Source organism: [Scytonema hofmanni] UTEX 2349 (assembly GCF_000582685.1).
Taxonomy (GTDB): domain Bacteria; phylum Cyanobacteriota; class Cyanobacteriia; order Cyanobacteriales; family Nostocaceae; genus Hassallia; species Hassallia hofmanni.
In genome coordinates, this window is the sequence record NZ_KK073768.1 from 3,295,747 (window position 1) to 3,318,495 (window position 22,749).

Here is a 22,749-nt window from a genome sequence, read left to right on the forward strand (position 1 = left end):
GGGGGGACAAGGGGGAGCAGGGGGACAAGGGGGAGCAGGGGGACAAGGGGGAGCAGGGGGCAAGGGGGGAAAGCAGAATACTCAAGCTTTGACGGAGAAGCAACAGACGATTATTGCGGCGCGGGAACTAGATTATACAGCGGTTCCGGAGCAAGCGCAGACTTGGGTAAACAAACATTTAGTGTATACTCACGGTTACGGGTTTACACTTAGTCCGGTGAATACTGTAGTTTCGGGTGGCTTACCCGATTATTACGTTAAGGATATTGGAGTTGATAACGGTAAAGGTTCTTTGCAGATATCAAATGAAGCAATTAGGGCAAGTATTCCGATTGGTGAACCGCGAATTTATTATGGTGAAAATACTAACACTTATGTAATGACGGGGACAAGCAACCGAGAGTTGGACTATCCCAGTGGCAGCGAAAATGTGTATAACGTATATGATGGACGCGGTGGAATAGCGATTGGTGCTAAATGGCGACGGTTGTTGTTTGCTGAGTATCTAAAAGATTGGCAAATGCTGCTGACACGAAATTTCCACTCAGAAACGAAGTTGCTATTTCGGCGGAATATTTTAGAAAGAGTTCGAGCGATCGCTCCTTTTTTACGTTACGATAGCGATCCTTATTTAGTTGCAGCCGATGCAGGTGGAACTAATAGTATAGGCGAAAAGACTTATCTTTACTGGATTTTGGACGCTTACACTACAAGCGATCGCTATCCTTATTCTGACCCAGGAAATAATAAATTTAATTACATCCGCAACTCTGTAAAAGTCGTCATCGATGCCTATAATGGCACTGTTAATTTCTACATTGCCGATGCACAAGACCCAATTATCAACACTTTAGCGGCTATTTTTCCCAACCTGTTAAAACCTCTAGATGTGATGCCAGATGCTCTCAAAAGTCATATCCGCTATCCGGTGGATTTGTTCAGCATTCAATCTGAACGTTTGCTAGCTTATCACATGACCGATCCCCAGGTATTTTACAACCGCGAAGATTTATGGCAGATACCCACCGAGATTTATGGAAGCGAACCGCGTCCAGTGCAGCCTTATTATCTAATTATGAAGTTGCCAACTGCTGCCACAGAAGAGTTTATTTTGCTGCTTCCTTTTACACCAACTCAACGTGCTAACTTAATCGCTTGGTTGGCTGCGCGTTCCGATGGACAAGAATACGGTAAACTACTGCTTTATGAGTTTCCCAAACAGCAACTGATTTATGGACAAGAACAAATAGAAGCTTTGATTAACCAAGATCCGGTAATTTCTCAGCAGATTTCTTTATGGAATCGCGCCGGTTCGCGAGCGATTCAGGGTAATTTGTTGGTAATTCCCATTGAGCAATCCCTTCTGTATGTTGAACCTCTGTATTTGGAAGCCGAACAAAATAGCCTCCCAACTTTAGTGAGGGTAATTGTAGTTTACCAAAACCGCATCGTTATGGCAGAAACTTTACAACAGGCAATAGATGCCATTTTCCAATCGAAGACTCAAAATACACCTGCGATCGTCCGTCCTGTGAACTAATTCGTAGTAAGCGCTTCAGCGCTTAAATAAGCGATAAATCGCTTACTACAAATCTCCAATTATGAAAGATGTTTGATAAACTACCAACTTTAGTAGTTGAAGTAAATTGTTAAATTAGAGTCAGGCTGATAGGAAATTAACATGACAACAAATTATGAAGGTGGATGTCATTGCGGTGCAGTGCGCTTTCGGGTAGTAGTTGATAATTACAAAGTTACTGATTGTAACTGTTCTATTTGTAGGAAGAAGGGTTTTTTACATTTAATTGTACCGCAAGACAAATTCACTTTATTGCAAGGGAAAGATTTGTTGAGCAACTACAGATTTAATACGGGAGTTGCTGAACATAAATTTTGCTCTGTTTGTGGAATTCACTCTTTTTATATTCCCCGCAGTCACCCCGATTGTATTGATGTGAATGTGCGCTGTCTTGATGGTGATGTGATGTCAAATTTTGAAGTGGTGCCTTTTGATGGTGCAAATTGGGAAGATAATATTCATAAGTTGATTAATTAACATTGTTTCAATAACAATATCTTCGCCAATTTTATTAAATTTCCACAGGCTATAAGTTTTGTAGTTTTTAACATCAATTTAGTTGCGATCGCATTTACCCTAATGTCAGCACTCCTGCGGGAAAATCTGCTACCAGTCGCTTTGTCTGCAACCAACGTATACCCAAGAGGATGTCTTGCAATTCATCTCCTCCTAAAACTTCAATAATGAACTCTTCTCCATCTAAAAGCACAGTTCCCTCATAAAGATTAAACCGTGCTTCCCCCTGTGCAGTTTGCATATCCCGTTGTTCATTAATCTTAATAGTCCATCCCAGACTCAAAGCATCTTGGTTGTCAATTGCTAGCCAACCTGTAAAACCCGTATCCAGTAACGTATTAACTGGGATAACATCTTTATCAGCAGTAATCAAACTAATTTCAAAGACTAACTCACCTTGGCTGTTAAATTCACCTGAAATCATATTGTGCCGCAAGTCCCGCTTTCATTGAGACGCATAATTAAGCGCATTTTATCAGGATGTTTTTCACCAGCTTTTGCTCTAGCAACATTTTCATCTGGATCAATAAAATAATCTCCGCTTTCCGGTTCAATTACAATAAACCAGTTGTAGTGGTCTTCGATCAATTCTGGTTTAACTTTGTCAAAAATCATACGACAACGCTGAGAAAACAATTTATCTTCAGTTTGACGCCGTGCTTTCTCTTCCGCTGATAATTGGTTTTCTGGAAATACTCGTCCTCGACGTGGGATGCGATTAGAAGATAGTGTCATGTTTTTTACAAATAAGTAATTTGGTTGTTTTTATAAGTTGATTTTATCTAAGACAAGTACATAAAAAAAGCGCATTTACCCTAATGTCAGCAATCCAGCCGAAAAATCTGCTACCAGTCGCTTTGTCTGCAACCAACGTATACCCAAGAGGATGTCTTGCAGTTCATCTCCTCCTAATGCTGGAATTGCGAACTCTTCTTCATCTAAAAGCACGCTTCCTTGATAAAGATTAAATCGTGCCTCTCCTCTTGCGGTTTGCATTCTACTAGGATTAATGTCAACAAACCATCCCAAACTCAGAGCATCTTGGTTGTCAATTGCCAGCCAACCGGTAAATCCTGTATCTAAAAGCGCCTGGACTGGAATTATATCACCATCGGCAGCAATTAAACCAATTTCAAAGATTAACTCACCCTGAGTGTTAAATTCTCCATAAATCATATTCTGCCGCAGGCTCCAGTTTCATTGATGCGGAGAATCAAGCATAATTTATTAGGGTGTTTTTCATGTGCCTTTTGTCTGACAATCATTTCATCTGGATCGATGAAATACTCACCGCTATCTGGTTCAATAAATATAAACCAATCGTAGTGTTCTTTGATTAATTCTGGTTGTACTTGCTCAAAAATTACTTGACAACGCTGATTAAAGTCTTCCCACTCAGCTTGACGCCGTGCTTTCTCTTCCGCTGATAGTTGGTTTTGTGGGAATACTCGTCCTTGACGTGGGGTGCGATTAGAAGATAGTGTCATGTTTTTTACAAAGAAGTAATTTGCTTATTTTTATAAGTTGATTTTATCTAAAACGATCGCATAAAAAAAGCAATCGCCTGAGAACATTTCCCCAAGCGATCGCTCTTTAATTAACTACAAAAATTAACCGGCAACAGGTTCTAACAACTTGATATTCGAGAAGATAAATTCTTGAGTTGAAAGTTGTCCTTCTGTTTGGGTGCGAATTTCGCGACGATTGAGGATAAAATAGTTATCAACCTTTTCATACTCGTCTGTAAATTCGCTTCTACCACCCTTTTGTTCACCTGTTTTCGGGTCGTGGTATACAGAGTCATAAGTGTGGGATAAATAGCCTTCACCAGTATTGTGACTGCTGAAAGTATTGATCGTGACATAAGTACCATGAATTAGACGGTGAACAAAGCATACTTCATTATTGCGGACTTTGTATCCATCGCCCTGACACTTACCACCGAGGAGAATCTCCACTGCACCAGTTTCGTCAGTTTTACCATAGCTGAACGTATTGGTGCTGTGAACATCTTCAAAGCTGCGACGGACACGATGAATTGCTATTTCCCACGCTTGACCGTGAATAAGTTTTTGTGCTTGCTCATCCTGGACATCAAGCACTTCTGCCTTGAGATCGGCGTTAATGCGAATTTTACCAGTAATTACCTTATCATTCTCCTTAAAGGTGATATCTGCGGTGTAACCGGGGAAATTCTTATCCCAAGTGTAGCGGTTTTCATAAGCAGCCTGGAAAAATTCTTGGGCAGAAATTTGTGTTACTGTCATTAGTGTCCTATCGCTACTAGTTATCTTAACGTTTTACCTTTGCTGGTATTAGCATAGAAGTAATTATGGAGCCTTGCCTAGTCCCCAACTGGGTACACTTATGCCTAATTTTCTTCATAGCATATTTCATGCGATCGCCAACGCCCAAAACGAGCAAGAACTAAATAATGCCATCATGGAAACAGTTGGCGAACATTTTGGTGTGCAACGTTGGGGTATTCATCTGCTTGATGACCACACGTCAAAGGACGGTATTCAAGATATCCCGGATGTGTGTATAGAAAGTAACCCTATCGGACGTTATGTAGTCGAGCGTCATGCACCGACACACGAACAATTAATATTATCCCCAACCAGCTGGAAGCAACTTTGCCCGCGTCAAGACCACGAACACGTCATGACAGGTCCAATTATTTGTGATGGTCGTCTGATTGGAACCGTCAACCTTGCCCGTTTTAGCGGAAATCCTGCCTTCGATGCCAACGATTTAGCCGATCTGAGCGCGTTGTGCTTGCATTTGTCAGCGAAACTGGCAACTTTACGCACCAAATCAGTAACATTTAATTCTCAATTAGCAAGTAAGCTGACACCACGAGAGTTAGAAATAGCTGAATTAGTAGCACAGGGTTTAACTAATGGGGAAATTGGCGGAAAACTTTGGATTAGCCAAAATTCAGTTAAACAAGCTTTGAAGCGGATGTTTCGCAAGCTGGAAGTTTCCGCACGGGCAGAAATGGTAGCAAAGTTGCAGGATGTACTGAATTCACACCCATAGCAAAACTGGTCTGTATGAGCATACAGCAGATTGCGTTGTTATTAAATACATGTAGAGACGTTCTGGGGAACGTCTTCTAAATGTTTGACTGTAATCCCTGTCAGTTCATTTAATTGATTTGCAACAGATATCCGATGGCATTTTGCACTTTGTAATTCTGCACATAGTAAAAGAACAGTTTCTTTTTGTGCAATTTGAGAAATTTCCAATAATGCCTATGAGCCTTAAATTAAAATCTAAGAGGGGTAATGCAACTGCTGCAAGATATCGGTTTTACTTAACATCTTGCACCATTCTCAATTAGCGTCCAGACCCCTTGTCATATTCCACTTTACCGTAATCAAGTTTGATGATTCGGTCTCCTAGATGAAAATAGCGATCGTCATGGCTAATTACTAATACTGTTTTGCCTCTATCCCGCAAATTTTGTAACAGTTGGGTGTAAAATATCTCTTTGAAAACTGGGTCTTGGTCGGCTGCCCATTCATCAAACAGATAAATTGGTCTATCTTCCAAGTACGCTGTGAGCAAAGCTAATCTTTTACGCTGTCCTTGAGAAAGATTTGTGGTGGAAAGTTTGCCATTTTTAATTTTCACTTTGTGGTCGAGTTGCAAAAGCTTTAAATATTCTTGCGCTTGAATATCTAAGTTAATATTTTCTAATCCTAAAAGGGTGTCAAATAAATAGAAGTCGGAGAATACGACAGAAAAATGTTGCCGATACCATTCTCGATTATGTTCGGTGATTAACTCTTTATCTAAAATAATTTCGCCTGTTTCGGGGATGTAAAGTCCGGTGATGAGTTTGGCTAATGTCGATTTACCGCTACCATTCCCACCAACAATAAACACTAATTCTTGCGGATAAAATTTCAGATTAATTGGACCGAGAATAAAGTCGCTGTCTTCGGTGTCTGTGCGGAAAGCGTGGGTTACATCCACAAGTTGTAAGCTGTGCCAAGAAGATTTAATTACAGGTGGAACTGTGGAGATTTCCCCTTGATTAGTCAAAGATAAACCAAGAGATTCTATCTTTTGTAAAGCAATGGTGGCTTTGCTTAATAATGGTAGATTGTTGATGATGTTTTCCATTGGCAACATCAAATATGTGAAAGTTAAGATGTAGCCAGATAGTGTTTGCGGACTGATAGGAAAAAGATTGGGAAGCGCAAACAAGATAAAACCAATTGAGAAAAAAAACAGCAGTCTCCCCCAACTGGAAGTTGTGGCAAAAAAAGTTAAACCGCGAATATTATGGTTACGAAATGTGGTAGCTGTTGATTCGAGTTGTTGGGTAAGAAAGACTTGACGTCGATTATAGTGCAGTTTGAGTTCTTTGATTCCTTGGGTGATGGTTCCCAAATGTTTAAAGAGCAAATCTTGATCGTCACGCGCTAGACTAAGAAAATGTCTTCCTCTTTGTAACAGCCACTGACAACTAGCGATCGCTAAAATTGAAAATACTACAACCATCAGCAATACTTGCCAGGAAAGCCAAGTTATGTATAGCAAGCAACCGGCAACTATGGCAATGTCAACGCAGAAAAAAGGAAGCTTCTGAACAGCATTGGCAACTGCTTGAACGTCCTCAGTGAGGGTTGCTAATAAGCGGGGATTTCCTAACTTTTCTAAATGACTCAAGGAGGATGCGAGAAGTTGACGACTCAAACTCATCCGTAATTGCAAAACGGCATTTTCAGATAAGCGAATCAACATCACTTGAGAAATGATACTGGTAATTAAAGCAACTGTTGCTAGCCCAATAAATCCCCAGGCTATCGATGTGAGGCGCGATGTGGCATTATTACTGGTAGCATGACTAATTAAGGCAATCAGGCTAGCACTGCTACCTCCACTTAGTAAACCGGTGCTGATAGCGATCGCTACCATTCCCCAAGAAGAACGCAGAAGGAAGGAAATCAAATTCATTTGGATTATTTGCCAATTATTTCGCTAACGAACTACCAAGGCATTTTAGTTTGTTATATAAAAATGCATCTATCTAAAGTTAGATTAATTTATCTTTATTTAGCCAAGGTTAATAAAAGTTACCTTGATACTTCTTTGCTTATGGTTCTATATTGTCTGAAAGGGCAAATTGAATATAGCAAGTGAGCTGCTTTGTGGGAAGTTGCTAAGTACTATAATTTAATCATTAGTAGCTTTTTTAAACGCACTCGTAGCGCTAAGGTTAGCGCAAAGGTACGCAGAGTTTTCTTTCAGATTTTGGTTATGAATTTATGCTGCTGTTGTATTAAGATTGCCTAAGCCTCAACGTCTCCAATCCCAAATCTATAATCGGTATGATTGCTAATCTCAAATCTTTGGAAAAGCCAATTTCTCTGGGGGAATTGTCATCCGCTGCTAATAAAAGAAGTTCCTACGTTCCCTTGCATCATCGAAATATCCTCTGTATATTTCCCAAGTACAGCCGCTCTTTTGGTACTTTTCATCACGCTTACCCGCTGATGGGTAATGTTAAGGCTTTTATGCCACCCCAAGGTATTTTGATTGTGGCTGCTTATTTACCCGAAAAGTGGAATGTGCGCTTTATTGATGAGAATATCACTGAAGCTAACAAGAGTGATTATCAGTGGGCAGATGTGGTGATTGTCAGTGGAATGCACATTCAGCGACCACATATTAATAAGATTAATGAACTTGCCCATAAAGAAGGGAAAATCACAGTTGTGGGGGGACCTTCGGTTTCTGGTTGTCCAGAATATTATCCAGAATTTGACATTTTGCATCTGGGTGAATTGGGGGATGCAAGCGATCGCATGATTTCATATCTTGACCAAAAGAGCGATCGCCCGAATGAGCAAATTCGCTTTGAAACTAAGGAACGTTTGCCTCTGAGCGAGTTTCCTACCCCAGCTTATCATTTGCTGAATCTCAATGATTATTTTTTAGCAAATGTTCAATTTTCCAGTGGTTGTCCTTATCGTTGCGAGTTTTGTGATATTCCAGAATTGTATGGAAGCGATCCCCGGATGAAAACACCAGAGCAAGTGGTTGCCGAATTGGATACGATGTTGGAATCTGGGAATCCGGGATCGGTGTATTTTGTTGATGATAACTTTGTGGGCGATCGCCGTGCCGCTATGAAGTTATTACCACATTTGATAGACTGGCAAAAGCGCAATGGCTATCCGCTGCAATTTGCTTGTGAAGCCACATTGAATTTAGCTCAAAGTCCCAAGCTTTTAGAAATGATGCGCGAAGCTTATTTCTGCACAGTTTTCTGTGGCATTGAAACACCAGAAACTGACGCTCTGCAAGCTATTTCTAAAACGCATAATTTGAGTATGCCGATTTTGTCAGCAGTGAAAGTTTTAAATAGTTATGGGATGGAAGTTGTATCGGGGATCATTATCGGCTTTGATACAGATACACCAGAAACCGCAGACAGAATTATTGACTTTATTCGGGTTTCCCAAATTCCTGTATTGACAATTAACTTGCTTCATGCACTACCAAAAACACCATTATGGCGCAGGTTAGAACAAGAAGGAAGACTCGTTTTTGATGAAAATCGAGAATCGAATATCGAGTATTTAATGCCTTACGAACAAGTCATGGAAATGTGGCAACGCTGTATTTCCACAGCTTATGATCCAGATTTTTTATATGAACGGTTTGCCTATAATATGGTGCATACCTACCCCAACAGAATCAAACTTCCTAATAGTCCGGCTCGTACTTCTTGGGCAAACATTCGTAAAGGCTTAACTTATTTCACCAATATCTTATTGCGGGTAGGTGTGTTCGGTAATTATCGTTCTACCTTTTGGAAGATGGCAAAACCAGCATTGAAATCAGGTAGTATAGAAGACTTGATTCACGTTGGACTGGTGGGACATCATCTAATTAAGTTTGCCCAAGAGTGTACCAGAGGTGAAGAATCTGCCTCATTCTATTCTCAGAAATTACGGAAACCCCAACCAGCAAATCTGGTATAGTTTTCTGATAAGATTCCTCATTAATTCTCAGCGTCACTTTGCGTTTACCTCCGCGTCCCTTTGCGTTTAAAAAATAGTTTGAAAAAAGGAGAGATATTAGTGAAAAAAACTCTATTCCTCAGTCCTCCCTCATTCGATGGGTTTGACGGTGGTGCAGGTTCCCGATACCAAGCAAAGCGAGAAATTACCTCCTTTTGGTATCCTACATGGTTGGCGCAACCTGCTGCTCTGGTACCGGGTAGCAAGCTTGTAGATGCACCTCCACATGAGCAAACTGTGGAAGATGTGCTGAAAATTGCTTCAGATTATGAGTTAATTATTATGCACACCAGCACACCTTCGCTGCTGAATGATGTGAAGTGTGCGATCGCAATTAAAGCGCAAAATCCAGATGCACAAATTGGCTTGATTGGAGCGCATGTAGCAGTGTTACCAGATGTTACTTTACAGGAAAATCCAATTATTGACTTTGTGTGTCGGCACGAATTTGACTACACTTGTAAGGAATTGGCGGAAGGTAAATCTTGGGATCAAATTAAAGGTCTAAGTTACCGCGATAATAACCGTAATATCCATCACAACGAAGACCGCCCATTGATTCACGATTGGGATTCTATGCCCAGTGTATTGCCTGTTTACGCACGGGATTTGGATATTACAAAATATTTTATCGGTTATCTGTTACATCCTTACATCTCATTTTACACTGGGCGCGGCTGTCCGGCAAAATGCACCTTTTGTCTATGGCCCCAGACGATTGGTGGACATTTATATCGTACTAAAAGCCCGGAAGCTGTGGGACGGGAAATGGATGAAGCCAAAGCTATTTTTGGCGACAAAGTGCGGGAATATATGTTTGATGATGATACTTTTACAATTGACAAACAACGAGCGATCGCTATTAGCGAACACATGAAGCGACTCAAACTGACTTGGAGTTGCAACGCCCGCGCTAACTTAGATTATGATACTCTCAAACAATTGCGTGACAACGGCTTGCGTCTACTATTAGTCGGATTTGAATCTGGCAATCAGCAAATATTAGATGGTATTAAGAAAGGTATTAAGCTGGAAGTAGCCCGGAAGTTTATGGAAAATTGCCATAAACTCGGCATTACTGTACATGGTACATTTATTATTGGTTTGCCCAACGAAAATCAGCAAACAATTGAAGAAACGATTCGCTTTGCTTGCGAGATTAGTCCCCATACAATTCAAGTTTCCATTGCTGCTCCTTATCCTGGGACAGAACTTTATCAGCAAGCGCAGGAAAATAATTGGTTTAGCGATACTTCTTTAGTTGCGAATTCGGGGATTCAAATGTCAACGCTGCAATATCCTAATCTTGCTAGTACGCAAATTGAAGATGCTGTTGAAAGGATGTATCGACGCTTTTATTTTCGTCCTCAAGCGATTATCCCGATTGTTGGTGAAATGCTGACTGATCCTCAAATGTTGATACGTCGTTTGCGTGAGGGACGTGAGTTTTTCTCTTATTTAAAAGACCGTCGCAGTCAAGGAACTGGGAAAATACAATCAGTTGTGCCAAGGACTGAAGTCCCTGGCTAATAGCTTAAGTCGTCTAAAGACGACTGAATAGGGAGGGGTTTTAGTCCACTTTAGTGGACTTTAGCTATTAGCCTTAGAATTCATTCTAAGGCGGTTGTTTTAAAAGTCTTCTTGTCGGTAGCAAAACGTTCTAGATCCCCCTTGTAAAGGGGGACTTTGATTCCGGTTCCCCCCTTTTTAAGGGGGGTTTGTTCGGTTCAATAAGTGCCTAAAATCACAGCCAACCACTTTTAAAACATCCTCTAATGCGGTTGTTGCGATTGATGCAAGATATCGGATAAATCTGACTGTAATTATCTAGACGGAATGTGCAGTAATGTGCAGAAGTCTAAAATCTCAAAATAAAATGGTATCAGATTATTTTGTTGCGATCGCCTGGGGAATCAACTTCCTATTGCTGATTCTGTGTCTGTCGGGAATTTGCTATTACTGCTATGGGATCTATGCGGCAATTCAGTTTTTTTCCCATAAGACGCAAATTGATCCCGATTTTCATCCACCTATTACTATTCTTAAGCCGATTTGCGGTCTTGATATTGAGACTTACGAAAATTTTGCATCGTTCTGTCAACAAGATTATCCAGAGTACCAAATCGTTTTTGGTGTGCGGGATGGAAATGATCCAAGTGTGCAAGTTGTCAAGCAAATTATTGAGGATTTCCCAGAGGTTGATATTAGTCTGGTTATCAGCGATCGCACAATTGGTACTAATTTAAAAGTTAGTAATTTAGCTAATGCTGAAGTTGAAGCTAAGTATTCGCTGTTGTTGCTTGCAGATAGCGATGTTCGCGTCGGACGAGATTATTTGCAAAGAGTCATCCAGCCAATGTGCGATTCTGGGGTAGGTGTTGTAACCTGTTTATATCGTCCTTTTGTTCGCGGTTGGGTAGCTATTCTGGAAGCTGTGGGGATATCGACTGAGTACCATGCGAGTGTTTTAGTCGCTAGGTCGTTGGAAGGAATGAACTTTGCTCTTGGTCCAACGATCGCTATTCGTAAAAGTGTCTTAGAAGCGATTGGCGGATTTGTCGCAATTGCCGATTATTTGGCAGACGATTTTCAACTTGGCTATTTACCTACACAACTTGGTTATAAGGTAGTCCTTTCTGATTATATTATTGATCATGCGATCGCTACAGAAAATTTGCTTGATTTAATTCATCGTCAGACACGCTGGAATTGCTGCACGCGAGTTTCTCGACCTTGGGGTTATTTGGGGCTAATCTTTACCCACGGCACAGTCATGAGTTTATTATTCTTGATTGCTACAGGTGGGTCAATTTTCGGTTGGGCGATCGCGCTTTTAACTTTAAGCGTCAGATTAATTCTGGCATGGGTTGTTGGAGTCAAAGTTCTTAAAGATGCAGTTGCCAGCAAATTCTTGTGGGTGGTGCCTTTACGCGATTTTATCACCTTTGGGATTTGGTGTAATGGCTTTTTTGGCAGCACAATTGAATGGCGAGGACGACGATTGAAGTTAACTAAAGGTGGAAAGTTAGTAATAATTCCTTTGACGACAGAAGAAGTTGTGCCAAGTTGACTAAGGGGAAAGGGGAAACTCTTCCCCAATGCAGTTCAGATACTGATTCATCTCCCTCAAAGACTGATTCATCTAGCTCAAAGACTCGTTCATCTATCTCAAAGACTCGTTCATCTAGCTCAGATACTCGTTCATCTATCTCAAAGACTCGTTCATCTATCTCAGATACTCGTTCATCTCCCTCAGATACTGATGAATCTATCTCAGATACTCGTTCATCTCCCTCAGATACTGATGAATCTATCTCAGATACTCGTTCATCTCCCTCAGATACTGATGAATCTATCTCAGATACTCGTTCATCTCCCTCAAAGACTCATTCTTCGTTCCATGCTCTCCATAGGAATGCCTTTTTGGAGGCTCTGCTTCCAAGGAAGGTTAAAGGAGGCTATAATTGAATACGGTTCACTTAGCGTCAAAAACTTTAAACTGCGTAGGTTGGGTTGAGGAACGAAACCCAACATTTTCGGGGGGTTTGTTGGGTTTCACTTCGTTCCACCCAACCTACAATTATTCTAGCTCAAAGACTGATGAATCTAGCTCAAAGACTCTTTAAAGAGAAATGCTGTAACTTCTTCCAATACTTTCAATGCTCGCAGGGAACCTCTAATTAAACGAGTAGCGGCAATAGGTTGACGAATCATGCTCATAGCTAAAGGCAAAGGTTGAAGGGAACCATCAGAATTTATTGCTGATGTTAAATCAGGTATATCGTGCTGCGAGTCATCGCTGACGACTCGTAGCATTGCCACTTCTACACCTGCTTGCTGAAAAAATTCTAAAGCTGCGAATCCTTCCATGTCAACAACATCAGCCCCGGATATTTTGCTCAAATGCAGCTTTTCTTTAGCTGAACAAACTACGCGATCGCTTGTTAACCCTTTCACCAAAGAAACCTTATCTTGAAGATGCTTGTGAAGTTCTGCTGTGAAGGAGTGATCGCACTGTTGTACCTTCGTTTCATATATACATTCGTCATACAACACAATATCGCCGACTTGAAAGCGATCGCGCAAGCTGCCACATAAACCCATCATTAGAACTTTTGCTTGAGGATTCCACAATTTGTCTTGACAAGTTCGCAAATATCTGATTACAGCTTGACCACCCACAGGAATCGGTATTACATTTTGTTTCACGGTAGTGCTACGACTTAAACCGCGACATACAGCCTTATACTCCGCTCCCTGAGGAACAATAATTATCGGCATTGTTGATTGATAAAACATACGTTTACGCTAATTTTCATAGGAATATCTCTGTTTAGAAGTAATAAGTGTAAACGGTTATCACTACTTAGCTGCCAAACTTACGTAGCTTTTCCACTTGTTTATTATCTATAATATTTGGCTGCTGATTAATGAATTCTTCAAATAAGCTAAAAAATCTGTCTACTGCACTTCGTTCATCCGCAGAATTAAAGAGAATGATACTTGCCCATAATTGTCCAGTTTCAACCTGAAATTTTTCTCTTATCCATTGTAAAAATTTTTGAAACTCGCTCTCTTGTTCGGTTAAAGGTATACCAAGTTCGCGCCGAGCAAAATAGTATCCATCCAAAAATGCCTGAAGATTGAAGATGGAATGTTTGCCCAGATACATTGCAGGTCTTTTTTTGATCTTTTGTAGTAAATCGTATAAATTATCCATACTCAACTCCCTGAATGGCTTGATTCAAAAGTAAATTGTGGAAATGAAATTTTATTCAAGAGATGACCATATTTGAAGGATGCGCTGACGCACTTTTTCCCAATCATTTGGTTGTAAAGTTCCTAATTGACGTTCTAATAGACGCTTTTCTACTGTGTTTATCTTATGCAATCTAACTACCGATGGACGCATCAAACCTGCTTGCTGCCATTCGATAATTTCAACATCAAAAGCTATTTGAGTTATTTGACTGGTAATCCGCGCCACAATAACATCATCATCTCCAGTATCTAAAAGTAATAATACCGGACGCAGTTTGAATGTTACTGTATCAGAAAAAGGCAATTTGAGTAAAAGAACTGAGCCAGACTGATAATTTTGCATTGCTTAAATCCTGTCGTAGATAGCATCATCTTCGCTGTAGCCTTTTAATAATTGATCGGCTGCAAGACTATGCCAAGCTGCTTCTTCTTGTTCTTCTTCTGTGGGTTCATTGACAAGAATAATTACTTTTACCTGCTGTTTATTTACTAACTGTTGCAAAATCACATCTGGTAATTCTATTTTGCCTTCGGTAGTGACATTTGCTGGAAATTCGTATGCTTTCATGTTGTTTTTATTGTTCACTAGTTCTAATACTATTTTGACGCTGTTATTCCACAACTAGCTGCGATCGCCAAATTTTGATATTTCCGCCACTATCTCCAGCCGCAAGCCAATTTCCATCGGGGGTAAAGGTGATGGATGTAACTCCACAAAAATGAGTCAGGCTGTGAATTTCTTTACCTGTTGCTACTTCCCACAATTTGATAGTCCTGTCCCCACTACCACTAGCGAGTACTTGCCCATCAGGACTGAAGGCTACACACCAAACCCCACCGAAATGACCAGTGAGAGTGCGAATTTCTTTACCTGTTGTCATTGACCACAGTTTAATAGTTTTGTCGCCACTACCACTAGCTAAAATTTGCCCATCACTACTGATGGCGATGGAATTAACCCACTCGGAATGACCGGTGAGGGTACGGATAAGTTGACCCGTAGTTGGTGACAACAAATGAATATTACCCGCCCGCATCATAATATTACTCGGCTTCAAATCCCGATGCAGCAAGCCTTTCTCATGAACCAATATCAAAGCTTCGCCAATTTGCCTAATATATTGCAGTGCTTCCCCTTCCGGTAACGCCCCTTTGTTGGTGATTCGCTTCCCCAAATCTTCGCCTTCGATGTATTCCATCGCCATACATGGCAAATTACCTTCATCAAAGACATTTTCTACCTGCACAACATGAGGATGGCGACATAAAGCCAGTCGCAAAGCTTCATCTCGAAAGTCATGCCGTAATTGATCTTGATGTGGTATCCATTGGGGATGATTGAGGATTTGTTCTCTGAGGGTTTTGATGACTCGCAACTCGCCGCGTCGATTTTTAGCGAGATAGGTAATCCCAACTCCACCTTCGCCTAATTTTCTCTCGATTATGTAGCGATCGCCAAACAACGGCTGTCCCGGATTCCACGCCATAGGTAAAAATTTTGAGATTCTGCTAATTATTTTGACATAAGGAACCTCATGATTTTTATCCCCTCAACACTTGCAATTTTTCCTGTTTAAGAAAGCACTCTTCGTGCTTACTACGGTAAGAAAGTATTTTTCGTGCTTAGTACGGCTTAAAGGATTCGCATTCCTGTAGTGATTAATGTACGATCACTAATAATTCGCCCGCACGATGATTTTGCCAGATGAAGCCTAATAACTCAAAATCCGCACGAGAGCGCTTTAATATCTCTAAGTTAGCGATTCAATTTTCGTGGCTGACGCTTTCGTTTTGGATTGCAGTGACGGTAGCTGGATTATTAGCTTTTAGTTCTCTCAAATATGCTTTGTTTCCTGATGTTACCTTTCCCGTGGTTGTGGTGAATGCTTCGGCACCGCTAACAACGGCTTTGGATACGGAAGCAAAGTTAACTCAACCTCTGGAAATGCGCTTGCGTGAGCTTCCCGGTCTTGATGATGTGCGCTCTTCGTCGTATCCTGGTCAAAGTGTGGTCAGTCTGTCTTTTGCTGTTGGTACAAATTTGGAAAAATCGACTCGCGAAGTGGAAACTAGACTCAAGCAAGTAAGTTTGACTGAGGGAGCAAGTTATAAAATCATACCTTTAAATTTGAATGAGTCGGCGGCGATTAGTTATGCAGTTGAAAGTGATTCACGCAATTTAACTGATTTAGCTAAACTGACTAAAGAGCAGATTGTGAATGCGATCGCTCTCATTCCAGGAGTTCTAAAAGTCTCTTTATTAGGGGCACCTGTTGATGTTACTCCAGAAGCATCAATACCCACAGGGGGAGCAACATTAATTAGGTTTAATGGGAAGGACGCTTTAGCATTTCAAGTCATCAAACGCGGTGATGCCAACACTTTAGAAGTTGTCAGTCGGGTAGAAAAAGAAGTTAAAAGACTGCAATCAACTCTTAAAGATGTCAAACTTACCTTAGCAGCCACCCAAGCAGAGTATATCCGCAATGCTACCCAATCGACAATAGATGCGTTAATTGAAGCGATCGCTCTTTCGGTAGTTGTCATATTTCCCTTTTTATGGAATTGGCAAGCTACTTTCATTTCTGCATTAGCTATTCCCGTCTCTATGTTGGGTACGTTTATCGTCATGGCTATATTCGGCTTCAATTTAGAGACAATTACACTGTTAGCTTTAGCTTTGGTGATTGGTAGTATAGTTGATGATGCGATCGTTGATGTCGAAAACATCATGCGACACATTCAAGATGGTGAAAGTCCTCGTCAAGCGGCACTGTTAGCCACAAATGAAATCGGTTTGACTGTCACTGCTGCCACCTTTACAGCTGTAGCTGTTTTTCTCCCCATAGGTTTGATGGGTGGTACTATAGGTCAATTTTTCAAACCTTTTGGAATCACTGTTTCCGCAGCAATGCTGACTTCTATGCTCGTAGCGCGGACTTTATCCCCAGTTCTCGCTCTTTACTGGCTAAAACCGACATCTTCACGTCCCCCTCGGCAAACCAGCAACATCGGTGCAGGCTTTAACCAATCATACCGCGATTTACTCAGTTGGTCTTTAAATCATCGACGCATAGTTATGGGTTTAGCTGTATTCAGCTTCATTGCGGGAATCGGGTTGATTCCCCTGATTCCCAAAGGATTTATTCCCAAACTAGATCGCGGCGAGTTTAATATTGTTTTTACTGCTCCTTTACCGAATATATCAGAATTAGAAAAGCAAGGAAACGCACTATTAGGAAGCTTGTTAGGTGAAGAACAATCTCCAGTCTTTGATTCTCAATCGCCTATTTCCAATCCCTTAAATGATTCTCTCGAAGTTGCCAAGAAATTGGAAGAGGTAGTCAGAAAATCCCCAGCAGTGGAAACGGTATTTACTACCGTCGGTTCTCGCGGAGGTGAGCCGAATAAAGGTACACTTTATGTCAAACTCAAAGATAAGCGTACAATTACCACCTTAGAATTGCAAGAGCAATTTCGTACCTCCTTGCCAAATCTTGCCGGCGTCACTACCAGCGTCGAAGATATTCCATTTGTCGATAGCGGTGGTCAAAAACCGCTACAAGTCGCATTACAAGGTAATGATTTGCAAGCTTTGAATACAGCCGCGAAAGCGATTAAAGAGAAGTTAGTGAAAATACCAGGATTTGCTGATGTGACGGTGACAGGTGAAACAAATCCCCAGGATACAATCTTTCAAATTGAGCGTTTAAATAATCGGCGAGTAACTTATATTAGTGCGAATCTGGGTCAAGTTTTAACTTTGGGTGATGCTACCGATAAATTGGTAGCCACAGCTAAAGGTGTGATTCCTCCAGATGTTACCTTAAACTTGGGAGGAGACTCTGCCAGCGTTAACACAGTTATTAGCAGTTTCGGCACAACTTTAGCAATGTCAGCATTCTGCATTATCGCGGTATTGATTTGGCTGTTTAAAGGTTGGGTAGATCCGTTGGTAATTGGGGTTTCTTTGCCTTTAGCAATTGTCGGTGCTTTATTAGCCTTACTGATAACTAAAAGCGATTTTGGCATGATTTCCCTAATCGGCTTTGTCTTCTTACTGGGAATTAGCAATAAAAATGCCATTCTGATTGTAGATTATATTAACCAATTGCGCGAAACCGGTTTAGATCGCACAGCCGCAATCCTCCAAGCGGGACCTGTGCGCCTTAGACCAATTATGATGACCACTGCGGCAACGATTTTAGGAATGGTACCCATCGCCTTAGGATTAGGAGCAGGTTCAGAATTGCGATCGCCAATGGCTGTTGCGATCGCTGGTGGTTTAATTAGTTCAACAATATTAAGTTTGATTGTTGTGCCAGTACTTTACACCTTAATGGATGATTTATTTCCCCGCAAAAAATCTTAAGATAACAATAAGAATATAAGTAATTGAACTATCCGCGTTCATCTGCGTTCATCTGCGGTTAAAAATGCAAAATCTAAAATACCAAAGTGTTTTTGTTACAGGTGGTACAGGTTTTATCGGCGCCAATTTGGTGCGGTTGCTGTTACAAGAAGGATACTCAGTCAAAGCGTTGGTGCGTCCTCACAGCAATCTGGGAAATCTTCAAGGACTGAATGTAGAAATTGTCAAAGGTGATTTAAACGACTTGAATTTATGGCAGCAAATGCAAGGTTGCCAGTATCTTTTTCATGTCGCTGCTCATTATTCACTTTGGCAAAAAGATAAAGAAGCACTATATCACAATAATGTATTAGGCACCCGCAACGTTTTAGCCGCAGCGCAAAAAGCAAATATAGAGCGTACAGTTTATACTAGTTCCGTCGCAGCCATCGGCGCAGGTAAATTCGATCAAGTTGTTGATGAAACTTATCAAAGTCCTGTAGAGGAACTTGTTGGAGACTATAAGAAGTCTAAATTTCTAGCTGAACAAGAAGCGATAAAAGCCGCTAATAGAGGTCAGGAAGTGGTTATAGTAAATCCTAGCAGTCCCATTGGACCATTGGATATCAAACCAACGCCAACAGGAGATATTATCCTGCGGTTTTTACGGCGTCAAATGCCAGCATATTTAAATACAGGTTTAAATTTTATTGATGTGCGCGATGTAGCATGGGGACACCTACTCGCATTAGAGAAAGGAAAATCAGGCGATCGCTACATCTTAGGACATCAAAACCTCACCTTAAAAGAACTACTCGACGAACTAGAATCAATCACAGGTTTAAGCGCACCTCAACGCACTGTACCAGCTTGGCTACCCCTAAGTGTCGCCTGGATTGATGAAAAAATTCTCGCACCTTTAGGTAAACAACCGAACGTACCCCTCGATGGCGTCCGCATGGCAAAGCAACGCATGTACTACAATGCATCAAAGGCAGTACGAGAATTAAACTTACCTCAATCTTCTTTGAATACCGCACTCAAAGATGCTGTAAACTGGTTTGTCTCTCACAAATACGTGAATTAGGGACTGGGGACTGGGGACTAGGGACTAGGGACTAGGGACAAGGGGACTAGGAGACAAGGGGACTAGGAGACAAGGGAGAATAATTCTTCTTTCTCCCCATCCCCCCTCTCCCCATCCCCCCTCTCCCCAGTCCCTAGTCCCCAGTCCCCAATCCCCAATCATAGAGGAGTGATACGAGAAATGGCAATCAACTTACAACAAGCAATAGATATCGGGAAGTATCTAGTGACTCAGCGTATTTTAGGACGCAAACGCTTTCCCCTAGTTTTAATGCTAGAACCTCTATTTCGTTGCAACTTAGCTTGTACAGGTTGCGGTAAAATCCAACATCCCACAGACATACTCAAGCAAAACCTCACCCCCGAACAATGTTTCAAAGCAGTAGAAGAATGCGGTGCGCCGGTTGTCTCGATTCCTGGGGGTGAACCTTTATTACATCCACAAATTAGTGAAATTGTCAAGGGATTAGTTGAACGCAAAAAGTATATTTATCTGTGTACTAATGGCTTATTGCTAGAAAAGAGCCTGGATAAATTTCAACCATCCCCCTATTTAACCTTCACTGTACATCTAGATGGATTGCGAGAATGGCACGATCAATGTGTCGATCGCAAAGGTGTTTTTGATACTGCTGTCAAAGCAATCAAAGCAGCGAAAGCGAAAGGATTTCGGGTTGCCACTAACACGACTATCTTTGAAGGTGTCGATGCCAAACAAACGCAAGAGTTCTTTGACTTTTTGGGTACGTTGAATATTGACGGGATGACAATTTCCCCAGGTTACAGCTACGAATGGGCGCCAGATCAAGAGCATTTTTTAGGACGCGAACAAACACGCGCTCTTTTCCGCGAAATTCTCGCACCTTTCAAAGCAGGTGATAAAAAATGGGACTTCAATCACAACCCGCTTTTTCTCGATTTTCTCACAGGTGAAAAAGACTACGAATGTACACCTTGGGGTAGTCCTAGTTACAGCGTCCTCGGTTGGCAAAAACCCTGTTATCTGCTAAATGAAGGTTATTACAGCACCTTCAAAGAATTGCTAGATAAAACAGATTGGAGTGAATACGGTCATAAAAGCGGTAATCCTAAATGTGCAGATTGCATGGTTCACTGCGGTTATGAACCTACCGCAGCATTGGATGCAATGCAACCACAAAATATGGCGCGATCGCTTGGTAGTGTATTAGGGATGAGCTAGAAAGTTTTGGGGAATGCGATCGCACTCCTCAAAGCAGGAGTCAGAATCATAAGTAAGCTTGTTCTGATACCAATTTTTTATAAAGCTGCATAGAATTCGATCCCCCCCTAACCCCCCTTAATAAGGGGGGAACCGGAAAAACATCTATCAAAGTCCCCCTTTTTAAGGGGGATTTAGGGGGATCAAGATATGTGCAACTTCACATTAAATTGGTATGACTCCTAAGCGCTGAAAACAAATGAAAAATCAAATTAAAAGGTAAGTTATATGGCTTATAGCGATTTTAAGCTGGGTGAACTTATCAAAACTTTTGGCTTAACAATTAGTGAAAGCTCTGGATTGTTTGCTAATGTACCAGAAGTTGATTACAGTGATATTTTAGCAACCCTCCTCCAGGAAAATGTTGATCTAGCTGTTTCTATCAATACCGAAAAAGCTCGTTCGGAAATGATAATTGCTCCGATTTTATTAGAATTGAGGCGCAAGTTCAACTATCAAATTGGTTTATTTTCTGGAGTAGATTTTAATGTCGATAACGAACGGGGATTAAATGGCTTTTGTGATTTTATCATCAGTCTTTCCAAAGAACAGCTTTTAGTTCGCGCTCCAGTAATTACCATTGTAGAAAGCAAGAATGAAAATCTGAATATTGGGTTAGGACAATGTGTGGCAGAAATGATCGCAGCACAATTATTTAACCAAAACGAAGAGAATGAAATTCCGGTTATTTATGGTGCTGTAACTATTGGGACGATTTGGCAGTTTCTTAAATTGAAAGATAAAACAATTTTTATTGATTTAAGTCAATATTATATAAAAGATATTAAGAAAATTCTCGGTATATTATCAAGTGCGATTAGTCAAGATTAATTAGCCTCAAAGTGCGAACAGGGAGACGCTACGCTAACGCTAACGCTCTAACCTTTAGTACCCATGACATAGATTTTCTCAACAAATTTGTATTGACCTTGTGTATACAATACTTGTATCTTCATTGTGTGGACATGTAAGGAAATTGATTGATGCAAAAGCAATCAGATGAATCGGTGAATCGAAACCGTGATGTAACCATCAACATTCGGGTACACCAAGCGCAACGCGATTTAATAGATCGTGCAGCAGAAGCTGTTGGCAAGAACCGCTCCGATTTTATGCTAGAAACAGCTTGCCGAGAAGCAGAAGCGATTTTATTAGATCGTCGGCTGTTTATGCTCGACGATGAGAAATTCCAGCAATTTATGGATCTCCTTGATGCACCACCATCTGACAATGAGAATCTGCGGAAATTGCTTTTCACTAAAGCACCGTGGGATTGAGGGTGGTAGATGCAACCTCCTCAACCCATAAAACCAGAGCATGAAATGAGATGTACTAGTTATTTAAAATACAAATTGATTGCTTTCCGTGTAGGAGAAGTAACTTTTTCATGCGTTGTTAGTGTACGCAGTTGACTTAGGGCTACTTAAATCATTGTTACAAAGCATTTTCAACAGATGCCGTAACAATTACGCAACAGTTAGACTAGAAGCATCAGGTAACAAATAAAGGAATATATGATGAGCGATCGCGATTACACATTAATCCTTGACAAAAGCGGTAGCATGTCCACCCCAGACCAAGCCGGTGGCAGAAGTAGATGGGAAATAGCCCAAGAATCTACTCTCGCTTTAGCAAGAAAATGCGAACAATTTGACCCCGATGGACTTACAGTATATGTATTTTCTGGGAAATTTAAACGCTACGATGATGTAACAAGTGCCAAAGTCGCGCAGATATTTTTAGAAAACGATCCCGCAGGTACAACAAATTTAGCAGGTGTACTTCAAAACGCACTTGATGATTACTTTCAGCGCAAAGCCGCCGGCAAAACTAAGCCGAATGGTGAGACAATTTTAGTTGTGACTGATGGTGAACCAGACGATCGCAAAGCGGTATTTGAGGTAATCATCAAGGCTACCCAGCAGATGGAACGCGATGAAGAACTAGGAATATCTATGATTCAAGTTGGTTCAGATGCCCAAGCAACTAAATTCTTGAAAGCTTTAGATGACCAGTTGCAAAGTGTTGGTGCAAAATTTGATATTTGCGACACTATCACTTTAGATGATATGGAAGATATGAGTTTGGCAGATATATTAATGAACGCAATTACTGATTAATTAGTCCAAAGTCCAAAGTCTAAAGTCTAAAGTCCAAAGTCAAAAGTCAAAAG

Annotated in this window: 24 protein-coding genes; 13 read left to right on the forward strand and 11 right to left on the reverse strand. The window is 41.0% G+C overall.

Translation table 11 applies throughout. The features are described from left to right. On the forward strand, window positions 1-1,540 hold a 1,540-nt coding region (locus tag TOL9009_RS39810; protein WP_186227608.1), incomplete at its 5' end, for a UPF0182 family protein. Window positions 1,541-1,681: 141 nt separating this feature from the next. Next, entirely contained in the window at window positions 1,682-2,056 is a 375-nt protein-coding gene (locus TOL9009_RS0119800) for a GFA family protein (protein ID WP_029634315.1), read from the forward strand. Between the two features lie 94 nt (window positions 2,057-2,150). Here TOL9009_RS0119800 and TOL9009_RS0119805 read toward each other — a convergent pair whose 3' ends face one another. From TOL9009_RS0119805 to TOL9009_RS0119825, 5 genes are all read right to left on the reverse strand, one after another. Beyond that, window positions 2,151-2,519 carry an aspartyl protease gene (locus TOL9009_RS0119805; protein WP_029634316.1) on the reverse strand — a complete coding sequence of 123 codons (369 nt, stop codon included), beginning with the start codon at window positions 2,517-2,519 and terminating at the stop codon, window positions 2,151-2,153. Then, entirely contained in the window at window positions 2,516-2,830 is a 315-nt protein-coding gene (locus tag TOL9009_RS0119810) for a hypothetical protein (protein ID WP_029634317.1), read from the reverse strand. The genes TOL9009_RS0119805 and TOL9009_RS0119810 overlap by 4 nt, the downstream gene beginning before the upstream one ends. Window positions 2,831-2,905: 75 nt before the next feature. After that, entirely contained in the window at window positions 2,906-3,271 is a 366-nt protein-coding gene (locus TOL9009_RS0119815) for an aspartyl protease (protein ID WP_029634318.1), read from the reverse strand. Further along, on the reverse strand, window positions 3,268-3,582 hold the full coding sequence (locus TOL9009_RS0119820; RefSeq protein WP_029634319.1) for a hypothetical protein: 315 nt from the start codon (window positions 3,580-3,582) through the stop codon (window positions 3,268-3,270). The genes TOL9009_RS0119815 and TOL9009_RS0119820 overlap by 4 nt, the downstream gene beginning before the upstream one ends. A 123-nt stretch (window positions 3,583-3,705) precedes the next feature. After that, the gene (locus TOL9009_RS0119825; protein ID WP_029634320.1) at window positions 3,706-4,362 is read right to left on the reverse strand and encodes a DUF3386 domain-containing protein; all 657 of its coding nucleotides are present in this window, start codon (window positions 4,360-4,362) and stop codon (window positions 3,706-3,708) included. Between the two features lie 100 nt (window positions 4,363-4,462). Between TOL9009_RS0119825 and TOL9009_RS0119830 the strand changes: the two genes are divergently transcribed. Then, a complete protein-coding gene (locus TOL9009_RS0119830; protein ID WP_029634321.1) occupies window positions 4,463-5,137 on the forward strand; it encodes a LuxR C-terminal-related transcriptional regulator in 675 nt (224 codons plus the stop codon). A gap of 300 nt (window positions 5,138-5,437) precedes the next feature. Here TOL9009_RS0119830 and TOL9009_RS0119835 read toward each other — a convergent pair whose 3' ends face one another. Next, on the reverse strand, window positions 5,438-7,066 hold the full coding sequence (locus tag TOL9009_RS0119835) for a cyclic peptide export ABC transporter (protein WP_029634322.1): 1,629 nt from the start codon (window positions 7,064-7,066) through the stop codon (window positions 5,438-5,440). A gap of 374 nt (window positions 7,067-7,440) precedes the next feature. On the opposite strand from TOL9009_RS0119835, the gene TOL9009_RS0119840 reads away from it, so the two are divergent. From TOL9009_RS0119840 to TOL9009_RS45885, 4 genes are all read left to right on the forward strand, one after another. After that, complete coding sequence (locus TOL9009_RS0119840; protein ID WP_029634323.1) at window positions 7,441-9,099, forward strand: B12-binding domain-containing radical SAM protein; 1,659 nt, start codon at window positions 7,441-7,443, stop codon at window positions 9,097-9,099. 99 nt (window positions 9,100-9,198) lie between these two features. Next, complete coding sequence (gene hpnJ, locus TOL9009_RS0119845) at window positions 9,199-10,668, forward strand: hopanoid biosynthesis associated radical SAM protein HpnJ (protein WP_029634324.1); 1,470 nt, start codon at window positions 9,199-9,201, stop codon at window positions 10,666-10,668. Window positions 10,669-11,014: 346 nt separating this feature from the next. Continuing rightward, window positions 11,015-12,208 carry a bacteriohopanetetrol glucosamine biosynthesis glycosyltransferase HpnI gene (hpnI, locus tag TOL9009_RS0119850; RefSeq protein ID WP_051502961.1) on the forward strand — a complete coding sequence of 398 codons (1,194 nt, stop codon included), beginning with the start codon at window positions 11,015-11,017 and terminating at the stop codon, window positions 12,206-12,208. Then, window positions 12,205-12,606 carry a hypothetical protein gene (locus tag TOL9009_RS45885; RefSeq protein ID WP_144238282.1) on the forward strand — a complete coding sequence of 134 codons (402 nt, stop codon included), beginning with the start codon at window positions 12,205-12,207 and terminating at the stop codon, window positions 12,604-12,606. Before hpnI ends, TOL9009_RS45885 begins: the two co-directional genes overlap by 4 nt. 138 nt (window positions 12,607-12,744) lie before the next feature. On the opposite strand, the gene TOL9009_RS0119855 is transcribed toward TOL9009_RS45885, so the two are convergent. The 5 genes from TOL9009_RS0119855 to TOL9009_RS42615 all read right to left on the reverse strand — a co-directional run bounded on the left by TOL9009_RS0119855 (window position 12,745) and on the right by TOL9009_RS42615 (window position 15,386). Then, window positions 12,745-13,419 carry a 5'-methylthioadenosine/S-adenosylhomocysteine nucleosidase family protein gene (locus TOL9009_RS0119855; protein WP_038297362.1) on the reverse strand — a complete coding sequence of 225 codons (675 nt, stop codon included), beginning with the start codon at window positions 13,417-13,419 and terminating at the stop codon, window positions 12,745-12,747. 85 nt (window positions 13,420-13,504) lie between these two features. Next, window positions 13,505-13,858, reverse strand: coding sequence for a hypothetical protein (locus TOL9009_RS0119860; RefSeq protein ID WP_029634327.1), 354 nt, complete (start codon window positions 13,856-13,858; stop codon window positions 13,505-13,507). 51 nt (window positions 13,859-13,909) lie between these two features. Next, entirely contained in the window at window positions 13,910-14,242 is a 333-nt protein-coding gene (locus TOL9009_RS0119865) for a type II toxin-antitoxin system PemK/MazF family toxin (RefSeq protein WP_029634328.1), read from the reverse strand. A gap of 3 nt (window positions 14,243-14,245) precedes the next feature. Further along, window positions 14,246-14,467, reverse strand: a complete 222-nt coding sequence (locus TOL9009_RS0119870) for a hypothetical protein (protein ID WP_029634329.1) — start codon at window positions 14,465-14,467, stop codon at window positions 14,246-14,248. Window positions 14,468-14,510: 43 nt separating this feature from the next. Next, complete coding sequence (locus TOL9009_RS42615) at window positions 14,511-15,386, reverse strand: serine/threonine-protein kinase (protein ID WP_038296462.1); 876 nt, start codon at window positions 15,384-15,386, stop codon at window positions 14,511-14,513. 218 nt (window positions 15,387-15,604) lie between these two features. On the opposite strand from TOL9009_RS42615, the gene TOL9009_RS0119880 reads away from it, so the two are divergent. The 6 genes from TOL9009_RS0119880 (at window position 15,605) to TOL9009_RS0119905 (ending at window position 22,696) form a co-directional block, all read left to right on the forward strand. Then, a complete protein-coding gene (locus TOL9009_RS0119880; protein ID WP_029634330.1) occupies window positions 15,605-18,271 on the forward strand; it encodes an efflux RND transporter permease subunit in 2,667 nt (888 codons plus the stop codon). Window positions 18,272-18,335: 64 nt separating this feature from the next. Continuing rightward, a complete protein-coding gene (gene hpnA, locus TOL9009_RS0119885) occupies window positions 18,336-19,337 on the forward strand; it encodes a hopanoid-associated sugar epimerase (protein WP_029634331.1) in 1,002 nt (333 codons plus the stop codon). A gap of 180 nt (window positions 19,338-19,517) precedes the next feature. Further along, on the forward strand, window positions 19,518-20,537 hold the full coding sequence (gene hpnH / locus TOL9009_RS0119890) for an adenosyl-hopene transferase HpnH (RefSeq protein WP_029634332.1): 1,020 nt from the start codon (window positions 19,518-19,520) through the stop codon (window positions 20,535-20,537). Between the two features lie 267 nt (window positions 20,538-20,804). Next, on the forward strand, window positions 20,805-21,407 hold the full coding sequence (locus TOL9009_RS0119895) for a hypothetical protein (RefSeq protein WP_029634333.1): 603 nt from the start codon (window positions 20,805-20,807) through the stop codon (window positions 21,405-21,407). Between the two features lie 152 nt (window positions 21,408-21,559). Next, window positions 21,560-21,853: a type II toxin-antitoxin system TacA family antitoxin gene (locus TOL9009_RS0119900; RefSeq protein WP_029634334.1), complete on the forward strand. Its 294-nt coding sequence runs from the start codon at window positions 21,560-21,562 to the stop codon at window positions 21,851-21,853. A gap of 237 nt (window positions 21,854-22,090) precedes the next feature. Continuing rightward, the gene (locus TOL9009_RS0119905; RefSeq protein ID WP_029634335.1) at window positions 22,091-22,696 is read left to right on the forward strand and encodes a vWA domain-containing protein; all 606 of its coding nucleotides are present in this window, start codon (window positions 22,091-22,093) and stop codon (window positions 22,694-22,696) included. The last annotated feature ends 53 nt before the right edge of the window (window positions 22,697-22,749 follow it).

Excerpts from the sequence above, each read along its gene's own strand:
- TOL9009_RS0119895 (WP_029634333.1), top strand. The coding sequence starts at position 20,805 with ATGGCTTATAGCGATTTTAAGCTGGGTGAACTTATCAAAACTTTTGGC.
- TOL9009_RS0119815 (WP_029634318.1), bottom strand. The coding sequence starts at position 3,271 with ATGATTTATGGAGAATTTAACACTCAGGGTGAGTTAATCTTTGAAATT.
- TOL9009_RS0119800 (WP_029634315.1), top strand. The coding sequence starts at position 1,682 with ATGACAACAAATTATGAAGGTGGATGTCATTGCGGTGCAGTGCGCTTT.
- hpnH (WP_029634332.1), top strand. The coding sequence starts at position 19,518 with ATGGCAATCAACTTACAACAAGCAATAGATATCGGGAAGTATCTAGTG.
- TOL9009_RS0119835 (WP_029634322.1), bottom strand. The coding sequence starts at position 7,066 with ATGAATTTGATTTCCTTCCTTCTGCGTTCTTCTTGGGGAATGGTAGCG.
- TOL9009_RS0119840 (WP_029634323.1), top strand. The coding sequence starts at position 7,441 with ATGATTGCTAATCTCAAATCTTTGGAAAAGCCAATTTCTCTGGGGGAA.
- TOL9009_RS0119880 (WP_029634330.1), top strand. The coding sequence starts at position 15,605 with ATGAAGCCTAATAACTCAAAATCCGCACGAGAGCGCTTTAATATCTCT.
- TOL9009_RS0119810 (WP_029634317.1), bottom strand. The coding sequence starts at position 2,830 with ATGACACTATCTTCTAATCGCATCCCACGTCGAGGACGAGTATTTCCA.
- TOL9009_RS0119830 (WP_029634321.1), top strand. The coding sequence starts at position 4,463 with ATGCCTAATTTTCTTCATAGCATATTTCATGCGATCGCCAACGCCCAA.
- TOL9009_RS0119825 (WP_029634320.1), bottom strand. The coding sequence starts at position 4,362 with ATGACAGTAACACAAATTTCTGCCCAAGAATTTTTCCAGGCTGCTTAT.
- TOL9009_RS0119900 (WP_029634334.1), top strand. The coding sequence starts at position 21,560 with ATGCAAAAGCAATCAGATGAATCGGTGAATCGAAACCGTGATGTAACC.
- TOL9009_RS0119855 (WP_038297362.1), bottom strand. The coding sequence starts at position 13,419 with ATGCCGATAATTATTGTTCCTCAGGGAGCGGAGTATAAGGCTGTATGT.
- TOL9009_RS42615 (WP_038296462.1), bottom strand. The coding sequence starts at position 15,386 with ATGGCGTGGAATCCGGGACAGCCGTTGTTTGGCGATCGCTACATAATC.
- TOL9009_RS0119820 (WP_029634319.1), bottom strand. The coding sequence starts at position 3,582 with ATGACACTATCTTCTAATCGCACCCCACGTCAAGGACGAGTATTCCCA.
- TOL9009_RS0119865 (WP_029634328.1), bottom strand. The coding sequence starts at position 14,242 with ATGCAAAATTATCAGTCTGGCTCAGTTCTTTTACTCAAATTGCCTTTT.
- hpnA (WP_029634331.1), top strand. The coding sequence starts at position 18,336 with ATGCAAAATCTAAAATACCAAAGTGTTTTTGTTACAGGTGGTACAGGT.
- TOL9009_RS0119870 (WP_029634329.1), bottom strand. The coding sequence starts at position 14,467 with ATGAAAGCATACGAATTTCCAGCAAATGTCACTACCGAAGGCAAAATA.
- hpnI (WP_051502961.1), top strand. The coding sequence starts at position 11,015 with ATGGTATCAGATTATTTTGTTGCGATCGCCTGGGGAATCAACTTCCTA.
- TOL9009_RS0119805 (WP_029634316.1), bottom strand. The coding sequence starts at position 2,519 with ATGATTTCAGGTGAATTTAACAGCCAAGGTGAGTTAGTCTTTGAAATT.
- TOL9009_RS0119860 (WP_029634327.1), bottom strand. The coding sequence starts at position 13,858 with ATGGATAATTTATACGATTTACTACAAAAGATCAAAAAAAGACCTGCA.
- TOL9009_RS0119905 (WP_029634335.1), top strand. The coding sequence starts at position 22,091 with ATGATGAGCGATCGCGATTACACATTAATCCTTGACAAAAGCGGTAGC.